Origin of the sequence: Pseudaeromonas sharmana, assembly GCF_042649925.1 — a bacterium.
GTDB classification, from domain to species: Bacteria; Pseudomonadota; Gammaproteobacteria; order Enterobacterales; family Aeromonadaceae; genus Pseudaeromonas; species Pseudaeromonas sharmana.
On the sequence record NZ_JBHSAF010000015.1, the window covers coordinates 245,518 to 260,151 of the forward strand.

The following is a 14,634-nucleotide window of genomic DNA, read 5'->3' on the forward strand; positions in this document are numbered from 1 at the left end:
CTGAAAAATATGGAATTAAATTGGTTTCATTGCACTCTGGATGCGGTTTTGGCGGCCGGATACGGTGTGTCATTCACCCGTGGGCGACTGAATTCCGTCGGTGTTGCCGCGTGCGTCGAATGATTGGCGCGACGGAGGCCGGAGTGTGGCAATATGGGCCCTATATCCGATGACTTACTGTGGAGAATGGCATGTTCAAGGCTCTGTTACTCGAACAGCAGGACGGGGTGACCTGTTCGCGCATTGCGGAACTTGATGACGGTGCGCTTCCGGAGCGCGACGTTCTGGTTGCGGTGGCATACAGCTCGCTCAACTACAAGGATGGCTTGGCGATCACCGGCAAGGGTCCCATTGTCCGGCAGTTTCCGATGGTGCCGGGCATCGACCTGGCTGGCACAGTGCTGTCGTCTCGGGATCCGCGCTTCGTACCGGGCCAGTCGGTGTTCTCTACCGGCTGGAGCGTGGGTGAGCAGTACTGGGGTGGGATGGCGCAGCAGGCCTGCCTGGATGGTGATTGGCTGCAATCCTTGCCGGTGGGCTTGACCGCGCGCCAGGTGATGCAGATTGGCACCGCCGGCCTGACGGCGATGTTGTGTGTCATGGCTTTGGAGGAGGGCGGCGTCAGTCCGGAGCAGGGCGAGGTGATCGTCACCGGCGCCAGCGGCGGTGTCGGTTCCTTGGCTGTGTCGTTACTGGCCCAGCTCGACTACAAGGTGGTGGCGGTGACCGGCCGTGCCGAGAACCACGACTACCTGCTGGCGCTGGGTGCTTGCCGGGTGCTGGCCCGTGATACGTTCGCGACGCCGGCAAAACCGCTGGAGAAACAGCTGTGGGCCGGAGCCATCGACACCACCGGCAGCCATCTGCTGGCACACCTGCTGGCGCAGACCCGCTACAACGGCACAGTGGCGGCCTGCGGCTTGGCGGCGGGCAGCGATCTGCCGACCAGCGTGATGCCGTTCATCCTGCGCAATGTGCGCCTGCAGGGGGTGGATTCGGTGATGTGTCCACTGGAGCGGCGCAACGAGGCCTGGCGCCGTCTGGCCGAGCTGTTGCCGGCGAGCTTCTACAGCCAAGCCTGCCATGAGGTGGATCTGCAGGGGGCCATCGCCGCTGCCGAGGCCATCACCTGTGGCCAGATCACCGGCCGGGTGCTGGTGGCTTGCCAGTAACACCGCTGCGGCCAGCGTTGTTGTGGCTGTCTGAAACACAAACCCCGCCAGTTGGCGGGGTTTGAATTGGCCAGCAGATTAACGCTGGAGCTGACTCTGCACGTGGCGGACGATCTCGTCGATGGCCACTTCGCTCTTTTCACCGCTGCGGCGTTGCTTGTACTCGACCACGCCGTTGTCGATGCCGCGCTCGCCGATGATGATGGCGTGTGGAATGCCGATCAGTTCCATGTCGGCAAACATGACGCCCGGACGCTCCTTGCGATCGTCGAACAGCACATCGACGCCGGCGGCCTTCAGTTCGCTGTAGAAGCGTTCGGCCAGTTCGGCAACGCGGTGTGACTTGTGCATGTTCATCGGGATGATGGCGACTTCGAACGGCGCAATCGCATCCGGCCAGATGATACCGGCATCGTCATAGTTCTGCTCGATGGCGGCAGCCACGACGCGTGACACGCCGATGCCGTAGCAGCCCATCTCCATGATGGTGGCCTTGCCGGCTTCGTTGAGGACCGTGGCCTTCATCGCTTCAGAGTACTTGGTGCCGAGCTGGAAGATGTGACCGACTTCGATGCCGCGCTTGAGCAGCAGGGTGCCCTGGCCACATGGGCTTGGATCACCTTCCACCACGTTGCGGATGTCGGCGATCTCGTAAGCCGCGATGTCGCGATCCCAGTTGGCACCAGTCAGGTGCTTGCCGGTGACGTTGGCACCACAGATAAAATCGGCCAGATGGGCGGCGCTGCGATCGACGACGATGCGGCCAGCAAAACCGACCGGACCGATGGAGCCGGCATCACAGCCGGCGGCAGCCTTGATCTGTTCGTCGCTGGCAAAGGTCAGCGGTTGGGCGATGCCCGCCAGCTTTTCGGCCTTCACGTCGTTGAGCTCATGATCGCCACGCAGTACCAATGCGACCACGGCCTGCTGACCCTGTTCGTCGGCGTCGCCCAGCACCAGCAGTGTCTTGGCCACCTGTTTGGCGTCGACGTTGAAGAAGGCACAGACTTCATCGATGGTGTGGACATTCGGGGTGTCGACTGTGGTCAGCGCGGCACTGGCGGCCGGGCGCGCACCGGCTGGCGCCATCGCTTCGGCCATCTCGATGTTGGCGGCGTAATCGGAGGCGGTTGAGAAGGCGATCAAGTCTTCGCCGCTCTCGGCCAGCACCTGGAACTCATGAGAGCCGGTGCCGCCGATGGAGCCGGTATCGGCCTGCACCGGACGGAAGTCCAGCCCCATGCGGCTAAACGCGGCACAGTAGGCGGCGTGCATCTTGCCATAGGTCTCGACCAGGCTGGCCTTGTCGATGTGGAACGAGTAGGCATCCTTCATCAGGAATTCGCGACCACGCATCACGCCGAAACGTGGACGCACTTCGTCGCGGAACTTGGTCTGGATCTGATACAGGTTCAGCGGCAGTTGCTTGTAGCTGCTGACTTCGTAACGCACCAGGTGGGTGATGACCTCTTCGTGGGTCGGACCGAGGACAAACGGGCGATCATGACGGTCGGTCAGACGGCACAGCTCAGGGCCGTACTGCTCCCAGCGCCCGGACTCCTGCCACAGCTCGGCCGGTTGTACCACCGGCATCGAGACTTCGACCGCGCCGGCGCGGTTCATCTCTTCGCGAACTATGTTCTCGACCTTTTTCAGCACGCGCAAACCGGTAGGCAGCCAGTTGTAGAGGCCGGAAGCCAGCTTGCGAATCATGCCGGCACGCAGCATCAACTGATGGCTGATAACTTCGGCATCGGAAGGGGTTTCCTTCAGGGTGGAAAGCAGGTATTGGCTGGTACGCATCGGGGTCAGATCCTTGGCAAACGCCGGCAACGCGGCGACAGAGAATTCAGTGGGGCGAAATTCTAGCAGGCCACAGCACAGAACATAAGGGTTTGCGACCGAGCCGGCGGGGTTTTTGGCCATTCATGCAGTGAAACGCGGCGATGGCAATCCATGCGGCACGATTCGGTAATGCCCGACCCTGTGATAAACTACATAACGTCTGTGGTTTACGGAGTCTTCATCATGTTCTTTCCGGTCGATGTACACAGCCATACGCTGGCCAGCACCCATGCCTACAGCACGATTCACGATTACATCCAGCAGGCGGCCGAGAAAGGCATCCAGCTGTTTGCCACCACAGATCACGGCCCGCAGATGGCCGATGCGCCGCACTTCTGGCATTTCGTCAACCTGCGGGTGTTGCCACGGCGGGTGAACGGGGTTGGCATTCTGCGTGGCATCGAAGCCAATATCTGCAACGTCTTTGGTGACATCGACTGTAATGACCGGCTGCGCGAGGGGTTGGACATCATCCTGGCCGGCTTTCATGAGCCGGTGTTTGCGCCCTGCGACCAGGAGAGCCATACCCGCGCCATGATCAACGCCATGCGCAGCGGCAAGGTGGATATCATCACGCATCCTGGCAACCCGGCGTTCCCGATCGATATCGATGCCGTCGTCGCCGCGGCGGTGCAATACCATGTGGCGCTGGAGGTCAACAACTCCTCATTCAGCCATTCGCGGCGTGGTAGCGAGGCGAACTGCAAGGCGATTGTGCGGGCTGCGGCCGAGCAGGGCGCCACGCTGGTGTTGGGCTCCGATGCGCATATCGCCTTCAGCCTCGGGGATTTCCAGCAGGCTGGTGCCATTATCGAAGCGTGTGGTTACCCGATTGAGCGATTGCTGAATCGTTCGCCGCGGGCGTTGCTGGCTTTCCTGGAGCGCCGTGGGCACGCGGCTATCCCGGAATTTGCCGTTTTTGACTGAGTGGAAATCGGTATGTCACTGAGAGTGGTGTTCGGCGCTGTGCTGCTGTTGCTATTGGTCTGGGGGATGCGAACGCTGGATCAACAGCAGACGGCAACCACCCCGGGAGCGGATAGCCGTTTTCCACTGGCCGATGCTGCAGACGCCTCCAGTATCCGAGATGCCGAACCCTGGCTTGGTAAAACCGGCTTGTCGGCAGAGGCCGAGCAACAGCTGATCCGCTTCGTGCACATGAAGCTGGGGGAGCAGGATGATGACCCCTCGGCCTTGCAACCCGATGACATGCTCTATCTGGGCGCCTTTGAACAGGATGAGGGGCTGGTGCGTTACTGGCTGCTGTCCCACCGCGGCCATGGCGACCTGTATGCCACTGTGACTGGTGATGGCAGCTCGGATGTCAATTATGGGCTCGCTTCCTCGCCACCGGAATCGATGCAGAGTGACGATGCCAGCGGTGAGCCGATGGAGCCGGATGATGATCTGGAGGAGGAGAGCAGCCTGATCCCATGACCCGCCCGCCGCGATTTATTGGCCGGTGGCGTCAATCTGAGCCTGTTGTGCGCTGGCGGCATTCTGCATCAGCGTCTCGACCTGGCGAGCCTTGTCCAGCGCCTCGGTCTGGGATTGCGACAGGGTATTCTTCGCCGCGGGTTCAGCCGCTGCCGGCTTGTCCGCCTGTCCGCAGGCGGTAACCAAGCCTAAGGTCAAGGCCAGGCCCAGTGCTATTGGCGCATGCCACGCTTTCATGCTTGTCTCCCGGATCATCCTAGTGTGCTGAGCCTCTATCATGCCGAGCCGGCTGACAAGCGGAGCAGGTACAAACTGTGACCGGCCTGCCTTACTTACTTTATTGCTGCGGTACCGAAACTATTTGCGCGGTGTCATTGTTAGGGATGAACCATTATTTTCAGAAAAAAATAATATATAAAAACGTTTCCTATCAAGGTGTTGCTTGTTTGGCTTGCAGAGTGCTGAAAATAATAAGGCCGGCTGTTCGTCCGGCGGAAAATAATCGCATGCTGGCGACAGGCTCTATTTGCGCGGCCTGTGATCGTTGACAGGCTTATATCGTCTCCAGTGCGCTGACCACGGCGCCATCGCTCTCCATGTGCCAGCGGACATTAAACTCGTAGAGATGCACGCCATATTCACGCTCGGCACTGGCCTGGCGCTGGTGGAACGCCGGTCGGGGATCTTGTGCCAGCACGTCGTGGATGAAGTCGCGCAGCCCCGGATAGCGGAGACTGGCTTCGGCAATCTGTTGTTCAGCCTGTGCGCTGAAACGTACCGGAATCGCGGTTGGCGGCTCGGGGGCAAATTGGCTGACGGCTTCTGGCAGGCTGTCGGCAAACGGCACATAGGGTTTGATGTCGATGATCGGGGTGCCATCCACCAGATCGACACCACTGAGCTCCAGCCAGACCCGGGCCCCTTGTTGCTGCCAGCCTTCCAGACGCACGACGGACAAGCCGAGGCCGTTGGGGCGAAACGGGCTGCGAGTGGCAAAAACCCCCATGCGTTCATTGCCACCCAGTCGCGGTGGGCGCACCGTGGGATGCCAACCTTGGCCGGCACAGTGATGAAACTGGAAAATGAGCCATAAATGGCTGAATTGCTCGATACCGCGCAGGGTTTGCGGGTCATTGAACGGCGGCAACAATTCCAGTCTGGCTCGAGCATGGCTGACCAATCCGGGTTGGCGGGGAACGGCAAATTTCTCCCGGTAGGGGGAGTGCAGGAGCCCAATCGGTTGCAGGGCCAAAGATGGCTCTGGCATGGTCACTGCTGCGGTTCGCGCACAAGCATGGCTTGCCCGTAGCAGGTGATGCTGGCCAGACAGCCCGGCGTTTGTTGCAGTTCCAGGCACTGGGACAGGACGAGGGCATTGCCGCCGAGATCGGCGGTGCGGCGGCGTGCATCGGTACGGGCATCGCCCAGTACAGGCACCGCCTGATTGGCCTGTTCCTGACAGGAGGTGCCTTCTACCGTGCCCAGCACCTGATAATCGAGCTGCTCCAACTCGGCCTTGTCCACGACGGTTACGGTGCCGGGTTTGAAATATTCGGTGAAATTCTCTTTGTCGAGATTGGTGTGAAAGCTGTAATTGCTGCAGCTGGCGAGCAGCAGTGGCAGCGCCAGTGTAGCGAGGATTCTGTTCATATCATGCTCCATGCAGGTCTGCGCCCATTATAGGGGGCGCAGACGATGCGGCCAACGGTCATGATGCTGTCGGCCGCCGGGGGAGGTGAAAAGCGGCGCTCAGGTCACGTCGGCAAGGCATCCAGCCGTTGTTGCCACAGGCGGTACTGGTCGTCCTCGGCCAGCAGTTGTGCATGGCTGCCACTATGGGCAATTCGGCCCTGCTCCAGCAGCACGATGCGATCCATCTGAGCCAGCCCGCGCGCGCGGTGGGTGATCATCAACACGCTGCGTCCTTGGCAGTGGCGTTGGATCAACGACTGAATTTCCTGTTCAGTGCGCGGATCCAACCCTTCGGTGACCTCATCCAGCAACATGACCGGGGCCTGGTGCAACAGGGCGCGAGCCAGTCCAAGCCGGCGCAGCTCTCCCCCGGACAGCGGGCGACCGCCTTCACCAAGCCATAGCGTCAGGGCCTTGCCAACGTCAGGGCCAATCAGCAGGTGGTCGAGCCCCACCGCAGTCAACACCTGCTGCAGCGCCTCGTTGCTGGCCTCCGGTGCTGCGAGTCGGAGGTTATCCGCCAGGGTGGCCGAAAACAGATCCACACGCTGACTGACCACGGCAAAGGTGCGCCGCAGGCTGGTTTCATCCAGCGAGGCCAGCGGTTGACCATCCAGCAGCAACTCGCCAGCACTGGGCTCCCATTCGCGTAACAGCAAGTTCAGCAGGGTCGACTTGCCACAGCCTGTCGGCCCGAGTATCGCCAGGTGCTCGCCCGGAGCGAGTGTCAGGTTGAGTCCCTGTAGCGTGGGGCGCGTGTCGCCAGGATAACTGAATTCAATTTGCCGCCACTCCAGTTGCGGTGGCCGGGACGCCTCCCGCTGCCATGGGCCAAAGTGCTGCGGTGCGGTATCGTGCAGCACTTCATTCAGGCGGCGGGCGGCGCTCAGACTGGTGGCCAGGTGCTGGAAGGCACCGGCCAGCGGCGCGATCGCCTCGAACGCGGCCAGGCTGAGAAACACGACCAGAGCGATCAACGGGTCCGGTGCCCGTCCGCCGACACCGTCGCTGGCCAGTACCAGCATCAGCAGCATCAACAGCCCGCCACTCACCGTCAGTGCACAGCTGGCAAGGCCTGAGATCCAGCTCATGCGGCGCTGGCTTTCGATCAGGGCAGCTTCGGCAGTTTCCCATTGCTGACGTTGCCAGCCGAGTGCGTCAAACATCTGCAGTTCGGCCTGATTGGCAATCAGATCCAGGCTGCTGGTACGCAAGGTGGCTCGGTTGTGGGTCAAGGCCTGCCCCGGGGCGAGCCCGAGGCGATAGAGCCAGGCCGGGAGCAGCAAGGCGCAAACTAGCAGGCAACCCAGCAGGACCCATCCCAGCGCGACGTCGAAATGGCGCAACAGCGCAAACATGCCCAGGATGCTGAGCAGCCCGGTGACCAGAGGCGAGATAAGTCGCAGATAGACATGATCCATGGCGTCGATATCGGCGACCAGGCGGTTTAACAGGTCGGCTTGCCGGTATGCTTGCAGCCGTCCGGCGGGCAGCGGTGCCAGTCGATCCCAGAACAGGATGCGTAACCGAGTCAGCAGCCGGAATGTGGCGTCATGGCTGACCACTCTGTCGCCCCAGCGGCTGGCGGTGCGGACGATCGACAGAAAACGCACCGCGCCGGCAGGAAACAGATAGTTGAAATCCTGTCGTCCCGCCAGGGACAGGCCGGCAACGGCGGAGGCAGAGAGAAACCAGCCGGAAAGGGAGAGCAGACCAATCCCGGCCAGCAATGTAAACAGTGTTAGCAACATGCCTGCGCCCAACAATCCGGCATGCTGACGGTAGAGGCGTAAAAACGGTAACAGATCGCGCATCAGACCTCCGACGTACGTAACGGCTGCGGAGCCTGGGATAACAGGTCGCGCAATGGCCCTGGCTGCTGGGCCAGCTGGCGAGGATCACCGGCCGCGACCAGCTTTCCTTGCTCAATCAACAACACCTGATCGACGCGTTGCAGCTGGTTCAGTCTGTGCGTCACCAGCAAGCTGGTTTTGCCCTGCAATTGGGGTTCCAGTGCCGCGAGAATGCGTGCTTCGTTGTCGCGATCCAGACTGGCGGTTGGCTCATCCAGCAACCAGACCTGAGCCGGTTGCAGCAGGGTCCGTGCCAACGCCAGGCGTTGTGCCTGCCCCACGGACAGGCCGCTGGCGCCATCGCCGAGCACATAGTCCCAGCCTTTGCTTGCCAGAATGTCGGCGGCGCCGGCTTGTTGCATCGCCTGTTCCAGTACCGCATCGTCATAGTCGTGTCCGAGGCGGAGGTTGTCGCGCAGCGAGCCATGCAACAGGCGCGGATTCTGTCCCAGCCAGGCCAGTTTCCGGCGCCAGTGCGTCATCTCCAGTTGGCTCAGCTCGGTCCCCTCGACGGTCAGCGATCCCCGATACGGCAAGAAGCCTAACAAGGCTGCTAGCAGTGAACTCTTACCGGCGCCGCTGCGACCTATGATGGCGGTCAGGCTGCCGGCAACCAGGGTAAAATCCAGCGGTCCTACCAAGACGTCGCCTTGAGGGCTCAGCACCTCGAGTGCCCGAGCCTGGATGGTTGGTGCTGTGTGCCGCTCCTGGATGACGCTGCCTGCCGTCGCGCCCTGCCAGGGTTGCTGCAGAAAGTGTTCAATTTCGTCGGCGGCGCCCAGTGCTTGTGCCTTGGCATGGTAATGGGCGCCCAACTCGCGCAGCGGCAGGTAAAAGTCTGGCGCCAGCAGCAGCACGAACAGGCCGGTGAACAGTGTGACCTTGCTGCCGTAGTCGCCAAAGTTCAGATGCTCCAGATAGCTGAAGCCGAAGTAAACTGCGATCAGCGCGATGGCCACCGAGGCGAAGAATTCCAGCACGGCCGAGCTGAGGAAAGCCATGCGCAGCACGTCCATGGTCCGTTCACGGAACTCTTCCGAGGCCTTGGCGATGACCACCCGCTCGCGATCGCTGGCCTGGTAATGACGCAGGGTGGCCATGCCGCGCAGGCGATCGAGAAAATGGCCGGACAGACGGCGTAGCGCTTCAAAGTTTCGCCGGTTGGCGTCGGCGGCACCCAGCCCCGTCAGGATCATGAACAGGGGAATCAGCGGGGCAGTGCCCAGTAAAATCAGCCCTGCCGCCCAGTTCACCGGAAAAACGGCAAACAGGATCAGCAGGGGTTGTATGGCACACAACCGGGTTTGCGGCAGATAGCGAGCATAGAAGTCCTGCAGGTTTTCCACTTGCTCCTGCAGCAGGCTGGCCCAACTCCCGGCAGGTTGTTGTTGCAGATAGGCCGGGCCGCGACGGGTCATCTCATCGGCAAGGCGCCGACGCAGGTGGCAGCGGATTGCCGTGCCGGCACGAAACGCGGCCTGTTCGCGCAGCAGGTTGAGCAGGCCACGCAGCACGATCAGCAGCGCCAGCACGCCCAGCTCAGGCCACAGGCTGACGAGGGGCTGCTCGCGGATAATCAGCTGTTGCAGCAGGCTGGCTAACCACCAGGCTTGAGCGATCAGCAGGCCGCCGCTACAGGCGCCACACAGCAGAATCAGGCCAGCCCAGGGGCGGCCGAGGGATGCATGCTGACGCAACCAGCGTAGCAGCAGGGTTTGCCTCTGTTTATCCATATCAGTATCGGCTCGCAAAAATTCAGGCCAAATCTATCTTTACGGCCGGCACTTGGCAATTGCTCATCTGTTGTCAAAGCACGAAAGCCCAGGGCGAATGCCAACCAGGAACCGAGAATGGCTGTCACGCTGTACAGATTGGACAAAGCTTGTGCAAACAGATGGCTCTGTGAGGCGGAAGTGGTTTTCAGCGTTGATTCGGCAAAAAAAACGCATATAGTAGTGCCCACACCAAGCGGGTGTAGTTCAATGGTAGAACTTTGGCTTCCCAAGCCAATAGCGTGGGTTCGATTCCCATCACCCGCTCCAAGTTCATGCCTCAGCGGGCATCGTATAATGGCTATTACCTCAGCCTTCCAAGCTGATGATGCGGGTTCGATTCCCGCTGCCCGCTCCAGTTTTCCTGCGTTTCTTCATCTCAGCTTGCCGATTTCCCTGACTCGGGCGCAGTGCTAGAATAGTCGCCATTTCGTCTGTGGCGTCTCGGCACGCCCTCATCAACAAGGCATTAGCATGAAAGTCAAAACCCGTTTTGCTCCTAGTCCGACCGGTTTCCTGCATGTCGGCGGTGCGCGTACTGCGCTCTATTCCTGGCTGTTCGCCCGTCACCATCAGGGCGAATTTGTGCTGCGTATCGAGGACACTGACCTTGAGCGCTCCACGCAGGAGGCCATTGATGCCATCATCGAGGGCATGAACTGGCTGGGGCTGAATTGGGAAGAGGGTCCTTACTATCAGACCAAGCGTTTCGATCGCTACAATGCCGTGATTGACGAGATGCTGGCCGATGGTCGTGCCTATAAGTGCTACTGCTCACGGGAGCGTCTCGACGCGTTGCGTGAAGAGCAGATGGCCAACGGTGAAAAACCGCGTTATGACGGCCGCTGCCGTGATAGCCATGAGCACCATGCCGATGATGAACCCTATGTCATCCGCTTCCGCAATCCGCAAGAGGGGGTCGTGGCATTCGATGACCATGTGCGTGGTCACATCGAGTTCGCCAACAGTGAGCTGGACGACCTCATTATCCGTCGTACCGATGGCGCACCGACCTATAACTTTTGTGTGGTCATAGATGACTGGGACATGGAGATTACCCATGTGGTGCGTGGTGAAGATCATGTCAACAACACGCCGCGTCAAATCAACATCTACAAGGCACTGGGTGCGCCAGTGCCTGAGTTTGCACACGTCTCCATGATCCTGGGGGATGATGGCGCCAAGCTGTCCAAGCGTCATGGGGCCGTCAGTGTGATGCAGTATCGCGACGATGGTTACCTGCCCGAGGCCTTGCTGAACTACCTGGTGCGTCTGGGCTGGTCCCATGGCGATCAGGAGATTTTCACCATGGCCGAGATGATTGAGCATTTCAGCCTCGACGCCATCAGCAAGTCGGCTTCGGCCTTCAACACCGACAAGCTGAAGTGGTTGAACAACCACTATATCCGTACGCTGGATCCGCAATACGTCGCCGGTCACCTCGAGTGGCACATGGCCGACCAGAAGATTGACTATCGCTCCGGCCCGGCCTTGAGTGCAGTCGTCACGCTGCTGGCAGAACGTTGTCAGACGCTGGTGGAGCTGGCGGCGCAAAGCCGTTACTTCTACGAGGAGTATGAGGCGATCGACGAGGCGGCGGCGAAGAAGCATCTGAAGGCGGCCGCACGGCAACCTTTGGCGCTGATTCGCGACAAGTTGGCCGCCCTTTCGGCGTGGGAGGTTGAACCCTTGCACCATGCCATCCAGGCAACAGCCGATGAGCTGGGTTTGGGAATGGGCAAAGTTGGTATGCCGCTGCGTGTGGCGGTCACCGGGCTGGGGCAGTCACCGTCCATTGATGCGGTCATGCACCTGGTCGGGCGTGAACGTGTATTGATGCGTCTGGATCGGGTATTGGCCCTGTTGGCGTCGGCGGCAGAATAACCGCGGCTGAGGCCTGGTCACGAGCCCCGCGTTGGCGGGGCTCGTGCGTTTTGTAACCATTGCTGGGAGCGTGCAGGGCGCGATTGTTTGCATCCTGAGCAGTGACCTGTTTTGCGGTATTTTTTTGTTGACACAACCAGGACGGCTGCCTAATATGCGCCTCGCTTGCCGCTCATGTAACGAGAGTGGTGGGTTCCAGCTTCGACGAATGTGGGGTTATAGCTCAGCTGGGAGAGCGCTTGCATGGCATGCAAGAGGTCCGCGGTTCGATCCCGCGTAGCTCCACCATGATTTCGTCGAGATGTGCGCAGACACTAAACTGCACCTGTAGTGGGGTTATAGCTCAGCTGGGAGAGCGCTTGCATGGCATGCAAGAGGTCCGCGGTTCGATCCCGCGTAGCTCCACCATCTATTCCAGACGATAGCTCCGGCTGTCGGAAAAAACCTGTAGTGGGGTTATAGCTCAGCTGGGAGAGCGCTTGCATGGCATGCAAGAGGTCCGCGGTTCGATCCCGCGTAGCTCCACCATCTATTCCAGCGATGGCTCTGGCCGTCGGAAGAAACCTGTCGTGGGGTTATAGCTCAGCTGGGAGAGCGCTTGCATGGCATGCAAGAGGTCCGCGGTTCGATCCCGCGTAGCTCCACCATCATCGAAAACAAAAAGGCCTGTCCGAAATGACAGGCCTTTTTGTTTATTCAGGCAGCCGTGGCCGTTATGAGTGCATCGGCAGCAGGATGGTCAGCAACAGGCCGCCTTCATGGTGATTCTCGGCAAACAGCACCCCCCTGTGGGCCTGGATGGCACGACGTGCGATGGCCAGTCCCAATCCATGACCGCGGGTATTGCCGGCATGGTGAAACGGCTCAAAGACCTCGCCGAGCAACTCGGGGGGAATGCCCGGGCCATGGTCGCGAATTCTAACCCGGTACTGTCCAGGCAGGGAGTCAAGACTGAGGACGACCGGACTGCTGACCGGCGTATGCTGCAGGGCATTACGTAGCAGATTATCAAACGCTCGATGCAGCAACTCACCGCGGCAGGAGAGCAGCAGCTCGCCTTCTGCGGACGTTTCGAGGCGGATCTCGCGCTCGGGCTCTTCGAAGCGTGCATCTTCCACCAGCGTTTCCAGCAGGCTGTGCAAATCCAGATAATCTTCCTGTGGTAATGGCACGCCAGACTCCAACCGAGCCAGGGTTAAGACCTCGCCGATCAACTGGTCGAGGCGGCCGGTTTCATGCTCCAGCCGTTGCAGCATCTCTTCTTGGCGTTCGGGTTGCTGGCGCGCCAGCCCGATCGCCACCTGTACCCGCGCCAGCGGTGAGCGCAGATCGTGCGAAATATCGTGCAGCAAGCGTTTTTGCGATTGCATCAACTGCGACAACTGACTGGCCATCCGGTCGGTATCACGGCCCAGTTGCCCCAGTTCATCACGGCGTCCGCCCATCTGTTGGCTGATCTGAATGTCAAACTCACCTTGAGCCACCCGGCGCACGCCATCACGCAGCACCTTGATCGGGCGCACCAGATAGCGGGCCAGCAAGGCACTGAACAGCAAGCTGGCCAGCAGGGCGCAGATTGGCAACAGCAACGGGGATTCTAATAACTCGAACCAGATGAATGGCGCCCGCGGCATCATGCGATTGGTGGCAAACAGCAGCACCGAGCGGCCGTTATACAAGGTAACTTGACGTACTGCAGCGGGTTGACTGTTACCCTCTTCTGCCCATAACTGTTGTGCCCGCATCCAGGCAATTGCCGGCACGGCTCGCCCCAACAGATCATGCCCCTGTTCATCAACAATCAAGGTTAATGCGCGGGGGGGACGTTGGCTACCGCCCGGTGTCGGGGCATCCCTGAGTTCCGCCCTGCTGGTCGAGGGGGCTTGCTCGGGAGGGGGGGCTCCCTGGGGCATCGATGCGGCTGGTGATGGCGGCATTGCACCCTCTGGCGGTGGGCCACCATCGAGCATGGGTGGTCTGGGGGGCGCTAACTGATGATCACCCGCGCCAGGATGATCGATTTGTGAACGAAAATTGGCCTGAATCCATGCCGGCCCCTGCTCTTGGAGCAGCCGGGTTGTGTCATCCAGTGCAAATTGCACCCACTTGCCTTCCGAGAGGTGATCCGGTTGCGCGCGGCGTGTCTCTTCATAGATCTTGGCCAATGCTGCCGCGCCACCCCCCATCAGCAGGAGGGAGAGCCAGAAGCCGAGCAGAATCTTCCAGAACAGACTCATTTACTCTCGTCCAGCAACAGATAGCCGATACCCCTGATGGTCTGAATCGGACTACGGCCATCCGATAACAAGCCAAGCTTCTGGCGGATATTGCTGATATGCACATCCAGGCTGCGGTCATAACGCGTCAGCGGTCGGCCGAGCACCGTTTCTGACAGTTGTGACTTACTGATAATCTCGCCGGGGTGACGACAAAGCTCTTCGAGCAGATTGAATTCCGTGCTGGTGAGGTCCAGCAGATCCTCCTGCCAGTAGGCCTGACGGCGGCGACCAAACACCTTGAGCTCACCCACCTCCAGATCGCTGCTGGCTGCCGGATTCCCGCCCAGTTTCTCGGGAGCACAGCGGCGCAGGATGGCCCGGATCCGGGCCATCAGTTCGCGTGGCGAACAGGGTTTGGCCACATAGTCATCGGCACCGGTCTCCAGACCGAGAATGCGATCCACATCATCACCGCGCGCGGTGATCATCAGCACAGGCAAGCTGCTGTGTTGTCGCAGCCGGCGTAATACCTCACTACCGCTGAGGCCCGGCAACATCTGGTCCAGCAGCAAGATATCAAACCCGCCCTGCATGGCCATGGTCAATCCGCTTTCGCCATCGTGGCTCAGGGTGACGGCAAATCCTTCGCTCGTCAGGTAGTCGCGCTGCAGCTGGCAAAGTTCTTGATCATCATCGACCAACAGGACACGTACCATGGATTGTTCTCTCCGTATTGCTGGGAAAATGGCCAACATGATAC

At 60.4% G+C, this 14,634-nt stretch carries 12 protein-coding genes and 6 tRNA genes; 10 read left to right on the plus strand and 8 right to left on the minus strand.

Annotated elements, in window-relative coordinates; all coding sequences use genetic code 11:
- The first annotated feature begins 191 nt into the window (after window positions 1-191).
- On the plus strand, window positions 192-1,172 hold the full coding sequence (gene acuI, locus ACFOSS_RS15800) for an acrylyl-CoA reductase (NADPH) (RefSeq protein WP_377154414.1): 981 nt from the start codon (window positions 192-194) through the stop codon (window positions 1,170-1,172).
- Window positions 1,173-1,250: 78 nt separating this feature from the next.
- Here acuI and ACFOSS_RS15805 read toward each other — a convergent pair whose 3' ends face one another.
- Window positions 1,251-2,975 carry a proline--tRNA ligase gene (locus tag ACFOSS_RS15805; protein ID WP_377154780.1) on the minus strand — a complete coding sequence of 575 codons (1,725 nt, stop codon included), beginning with the start codon at window positions 2,973-2,975 and terminating at the stop codon, window positions 1,251-1,253.
- A 225-nt stretch (window positions 2,976-3,200) separates the two neighbouring features.
- Between ACFOSS_RS15805 and ACFOSS_RS15810 the strand changes: the two genes are divergently transcribed.
- On the plus strand, window positions 3,201-3,944 hold the full coding sequence (locus tag ACFOSS_RS15810) for a phosphatase (protein WP_377154417.1): 744 nt from the start codon (window positions 3,201-3,203) through the stop codon (window positions 3,942-3,944).
- Window positions 3,945-3,956: 12 nt separating this feature from the next.
- Entirely contained in the window at window positions 3,957-4,454 is a 498-nt protein-coding gene (locus ACFOSS_RS15815; protein WP_377154420.1) for a hypothetical protein, read from the plus strand.
- 15 nt (window positions 4,455-4,469) lie between these two features.
- Here ACFOSS_RS15815 and ACFOSS_RS15820 read toward each other — a convergent pair whose 3' ends face one another.
- From ACFOSS_RS15820 to cydD, 5 genes are all read right to left on the minus strand, one after another.
- Window positions 4,470-4,691 carry a hypothetical protein gene (locus ACFOSS_RS15820; protein WP_377154423.1) on the minus strand — a complete coding sequence of 74 codons (222 nt, stop codon included), beginning with the start codon at window positions 4,689-4,691 and terminating at the stop codon, window positions 4,470-4,472.
- 316 nt (window positions 4,692-5,007) lie between these two features.
- The gene (tsaA, locus tag ACFOSS_RS15825; protein WP_377154426.1) at window positions 5,008-5,721 is read right to left on the minus strand and encodes a tRNA (N6-threonylcarbamoyladenosine(37)-N6)-methyltransferase TrmO; all 714 of its coding nucleotides are present in this window, start codon (window positions 5,719-5,721) and stop codon (window positions 5,008-5,010) included.
- Window positions 5,722-5,723: 2 nt separating this feature from the next.
- The gene (gene rcsF, locus ACFOSS_RS15830; RefSeq protein ID WP_377154429.1) at window positions 5,724-6,104 is read right to left on the minus strand and encodes an Rcs stress response system protein RcsF; all 381 of its coding nucleotides are present in this window, start codon (window positions 6,102-6,104) and stop codon (window positions 5,724-5,726) included.
- A 104-nt stretch (window positions 6,105-6,208) separates the two neighbouring features.
- Entirely contained in the window at window positions 6,209-7,960 is a 1,752-nt protein-coding gene (gene cydC, locus ACFOSS_RS15835; protein ID WP_377154431.1) for a heme ABC transporter ATP-binding protein/permease CydC, read from the minus strand.
- Window positions 7,960-9,732: a heme ABC transporter permease/ATP-binding protein CydD gene (gene cydD / locus ACFOSS_RS15840; protein WP_377154433.1), complete on the minus strand. Its 1,773-nt coding sequence runs from the start codon at window positions 9,730-9,732 to the stop codon at window positions 7,960-7,962. The genes cydC and cydD overlap by 1 nt, the downstream gene beginning before the upstream one ends.
- A 235-nt stretch (window positions 9,733-9,967) precedes the next feature.
- Between cydD and ACFOSS_RS15845 the strand changes: the two genes are divergently transcribed.
- The 7 genes from ACFOSS_RS15845 to ACFOSS_RS15875 all read left to right on the plus strand — a co-directional run bounded on the left by ACFOSS_RS15845 (window position 9,968) and on the right by ACFOSS_RS15875 (window position 12,302).
- A tRNA-Gly gene (locus ACFOSS_RS15845) sits at window positions 9,968-10,041 on the plus strand.
- A 13-nt stretch (window positions 10,042-10,054) separates the two neighbouring features.
- A tRNA-Gly gene (locus ACFOSS_RS15850) sits at window positions 10,055-10,129 on the plus strand.
- A 116-nt stretch (window positions 10,130-10,245) separates the two neighbouring features.
- Window positions 10,246-11,655, plus strand: a complete 1,410-nt coding sequence (gene gltX / locus ACFOSS_RS15855) for a glutamate--tRNA ligase (RefSeq protein WP_377154435.1) — start codon at window positions 10,246-10,248, stop codon at window positions 11,653-11,655.
- 212 nt (window positions 11,656-11,867) lie between these two features.
- Window positions 11,868-11,943 (plus strand) — tRNA-Ala (locus tag ACFOSS_RS15860).
- A gap of 44 nt (window positions 11,944-11,987) precedes the next feature.
- Window positions 11,988-12,063 (plus strand) — tRNA-Ala (locus tag ACFOSS_RS15865).
- Window positions 12,064-12,107: 44 nt separating this feature from the next.
- Window positions 12,108-12,183: transfer RNA gene (locus tag ACFOSS_RS15870), tRNA-Ala, on the plus strand.
- A gap of 43 nt (window positions 12,184-12,226) precedes the next feature.
- Window positions 12,227-12,302: transfer RNA gene (locus tag ACFOSS_RS15875), tRNA-Ala, on the plus strand.
- Between the two features lie 66 nt (window positions 12,303-12,368).
- Here ACFOSS_RS15875 and ACFOSS_RS15880 read toward each other — a convergent pair.
- Window positions 12,369-13,892 carry an ATP-binding protein gene (locus ACFOSS_RS15880; protein WP_377154437.1) on the minus strand — a complete coding sequence of 508 codons (1,524 nt, stop codon included), beginning with the start codon at window positions 13,890-13,892 and terminating at the stop codon, window positions 12,369-12,371.
- Entirely contained in the window at window positions 13,889-14,590 is a 702-nt protein-coding gene (locus ACFOSS_RS15885; protein ID WP_377154439.1) for a response regulator, read from the minus strand. The genes ACFOSS_RS15880 and ACFOSS_RS15885 overlap by 4 nt, the downstream gene beginning before the upstream one ends.
- Window positions 14,591-14,634: the final 44 nt, after the last annotated feature.